This window comes from bacterium (assembly GCA_037131655.1).
GTDB lineage: Bacteria > Armatimonadota > Fimbriimonadia > Fimbriimonadales > JBAXQP01 > JBAXQP01.
In genome coordinates, this window is sequence record JBAXQP010000279.1 from 1 (window position 1) to 3,589 (window position 3,589).

The window sequence follows — 3,589 nt, forward strand, 5'->3', positions numbered from 1 at the left end:
TGCTACCTCAGCTTCGATATCTTGCTGAGAACGGTGTCGAGATCAACGCTCAAATTGTGCTTTGCCCAGGACTGAATGATGGGCCGGCATTAGATCGGACATTAGATGAATTGGCGGAGCTTCATCCTGTGAAAACCGGTTTGCGAGGTGGAGTGAATTCTGTTGCTATCGTGCCGGTAGGGTTAAGCAAGTATCGAGATAAACTATTCCCCTTGAAAAGGGTCATTTCAGAATACAGTTGCCGGATGTTAGCCAATATCAAAAAGAAGCACCGACGGTATTTGGCCGAACTCGGCACTCGCTTTGCTTTTCTATCGGACGAGTGGTTTTTTTCAGCCGGCCTACCGGTTCCTTCTCGGGCATGGTATGAGGGGTTTCCTCAATTCGAAGACGGGGTTGGAACTTGCCGAATGTTTCTGGATGAGGCTAAACGGCTTTCGAAACGCCTCCCAGATCAATTACCTCGCCCGTTTGCTTGCACTCTTATAACAGGCCGATTGGCTTCGGAGACAGTCTCAAGTTTCGCTGAAAGACTGAACCAAATAGACGGATTAACAGTCAACGTCTGTGAAGTGCCTAACCACTTCTTTGGCGAAACAATCAGTGTAACCGGCCTTCTCACCGCCCAAGATATCGCCGCAAGTCTTCGCAAGTTCAAACCTCACCCAACAATCTTCCTCCCCACTATCTGCCTGCGTGATGATAACCTCTTCCTTGATGACGTGACCCTAGATGAGCTAAGGCAAAACACAGGATATAACCTACAACCCATAGTCCCAACCCCAAGCGCATTATGGGATGCAATTAAAAGCTTCTGAACGAAAGTGGGGCGGCCTACTGGCCGCCCCACTTTCTTCTTATTCAGCTAAAGCCTATGCTTAGCCTTCGTTATCGTACTTATCTTTTAACATAGCAACCACTGCCGGATCGGCTAGGGTGGTTGTGTCGCCTAGAGCTCGGCCTTCGGCAACGTCTCTTAGCAATCGGCGCATGATCTTACCGGAGCGAGTCTTTGGAAGCTCGGCGGTAAGGATTACGTCATCGGGTGTTGCGATGGGGCCGATCTTCGTGCGAACGAACTTCTTGAGCTCGTCAACCAGATTATCGTCCTTCTTGTAGCCTTCACGGATGATGACGAACGCTGAGATTGCTTGGCCCTTAAGGTCGTGGTTTTTGCCGATAACGGCAGCTTCCGCAACCGCAGGGTGCTCAACCAATGCGCTTTCAACTTCCATCGTGCTCAATCGGTGGCCGGAGACGTTGATAACGTCGTCGACACGTCCGAGTAGCCAGAAGTAACCATCCTTGTCGCGCTTAGCGCCGTCACCAGCGAAGTAAAGGCCCGGATAGCGGACCCAATATTGCGACTTGAAGCGCTCGGGATCGTTGAGAATGTTTCGGGTCATGCCAGGCCAAGGCTTGGTGATGACCAGGTTGCCGGCGCCTTCCGCAATTGGATTACCCATGTCATCCAACACATCAGCGATGATGCCGGGGAACGGGCGGGTTGCAGAACCAGGCTTAGTTGAAACGATACCGGGTAGAGGGGTAATCATGATCTGGCCGGTTTCAGTTTGCCACCAGGTATCAACGATGGGGCATTTGCCGCCGCCGATGTGTTCGTGATACCACATCCAGGCTTCGGGGTTGATCGGTTCGCCGACTGAACCCAATAAGCGCAGGCTACTGAGATCGCATCGCTGAACATATTCCTCGCCCCACTTCATAAAGGCGCGAATAGCGGTCGGAGCGGTGTACATAATGGTGACTTTATACTTCTCGATAATTTTCCAGAAGCGGTCTTTGTCGGGGAAGTCCGGGGTGCCTTCGTACATAACGGAAGTAATTCCGTTCGCCAACGGGCCGTAAACGATATAGCTGTGTCCCGTAATCCAACCGATGTCGGCGGTGCACCAATAAATATCGCTGTCCTTGAGGTCAAAAACCCATTTAGCGGAGGCATAAGTGCCGGTCAAGTAGCCGCCGGTGCTGTGAACGATACCTTTGGGCTTGCCAGTAGAACCACTGGTGTAGAGGATGAACAGAGTATCTTCAGAATCCATATGCTCAGGCTCACAAGTGGATGGCTGACCTTTGACTACATCTGCCCACCAGAAATCGCGCCCTTCAACCCAATCAACAGGCATCTTATCTCTTCCGCAGCGCTCGTAAACGATAACTTTTTTGACGCCAGGGGCACCATTAAGCGCCTCATCGACGGTCTTTTTAAGGGAGACGGGTTTGCCACGTCGGTAGCCGCCGTCAGAAGTGATGAGATAATGAATATCAGCGTCATTAATACGGTCTCGAAGGCTATCAGCGCTGAAGCCGCCGAAAACAACACTATGCGCAGCGCCAATTCTGGCGCAGGCCAACATCGCGATGGCTAGTTGGGGGATCATCGGCATATAAAGGCAGACGCGATCGCCGCGCTTAACGCCCTGTTCTTTCAAAGCGTTTGCAAACTGGCAAACTTCTTCATACAACTCGCGATAAGTAATCGCGCGGCTGTCGCCGGGTTCGCCTTCGAACATAATGGCAATTTTGTCGCCCTTGGTTGCAAGGTGGCGATCGAGGCAGTTATAGGAAGCATTAATCGTGCCGCCTACAAACCATTTAGCAAAGGGAACATCCCATTCAAGAACTTTATCCCAAGGCTTGAACCAATCAAGCTGCTTGGCAAAGTTGGCCCAAAATGCCTCCGGATCTGCGGCGGCTTTAGCGTAAATCTCAGGATCATTCATGTTCGCCTGAGCGATAAATTCTGCTGTGGGCGCGAAAATACGCCCATCATCTAATATACTGTCTGACATCTATTCCTCCTGTTATATGTATCAACGAAATTTTGCTTTTAATCTAGCTGTGAACCGGGTGATGGAGCTTGGATAGTCTATCTATTTCCCGCCTCAATTTCACCTTATATCATACCCAATTTGAGATGTGTTTCGAAACAAAACGAACTGCCAAGAATAAAAAAGTCTTTCGGTAATTTTCGATTCTTTGCGAAAAATCACAAATCGCTAAATGCCTAGCTGTCACTCTTTGCGATTTTGCTAACTATTTCCTTGTAATACCTACACATTGAAGCAATAGGGCATTTCATACAAAGAGGATGCTGAGCTTTGCAGATGTTTCTGCCATGGGTAAGAAGCAAAACGTGAAAATCGTAAGCGATTTCTTTAGGAACGATAATCCCGAGCACATCGTGTGCCTTTGTCGCGCTAATATTTTGATTGATATAACCCAATCTCCACCCAATCCTGAAAACATGAGTATCAACAGGGAGCACTGGTTTTCCCATAGACATCATTAAAGTGATAGCCGCGCATTTTGGGCCAATTCCAGGCAGGCTTATCAGCCATTCACGCGCTTCTTCATCGGGAAGTTTTCTGAGAAATTCGATGTCGTATTCACCGCGGCGAGACAAAATCTCGGCAAGTGTAGCCTTAATATGCTTGGCTTTTTGATTAGCGAGACCCGCTTTGCGGATAACATCGGTAAGTTCTTCTAATGGCGCATTGGAGATAGCATCCCAAGTCTTATAATGGAGCATCATGCGCTCAAAAGCGGGGAATGAGTTGGTGTCGGA

3 protein-coding genes are annotated in these 3,589 nt (G+C 49.3%); 1 reads left to right on the top strand and 2 read right to left on the bottom strand.

Annotation, left to right across the window (positions count from 1 at the left end):
* Nucleotides 1–818 (top strand): DUF512 domain-containing protein (locus tag WCO51_11140; GenBank protein MEI6513809.1); only part of this gene is annotated, 818 nt, incomplete at its 5' end.
* A gap of 60 nt (nt 819–878) precedes the next feature.
* Here the strand turns inward: WCO51_11140 and acs are convergent.
* Both acs and WCO51_11150 read right to left on the bottom strand, forming a co-directional pair.
* Complete coding sequence (gene acs / locus WCO51_11145) at nt 879–2,813, bottom strand: acetate--CoA ligase (GenBank protein MEI6513810.1); 1,935 nt, start codon at nt 2,811–2,813, stop codon at nt 879–881.
* 215 nt (nt 2,814–3,028) lie between these two features.
* A partial coding sequence (locus tag WCO51_11150) for an endonuclease III (protein ID MEI6513811.1) occupies nt 3,029–3,589 on the bottom strand: 561 nt, incomplete at its 5' end.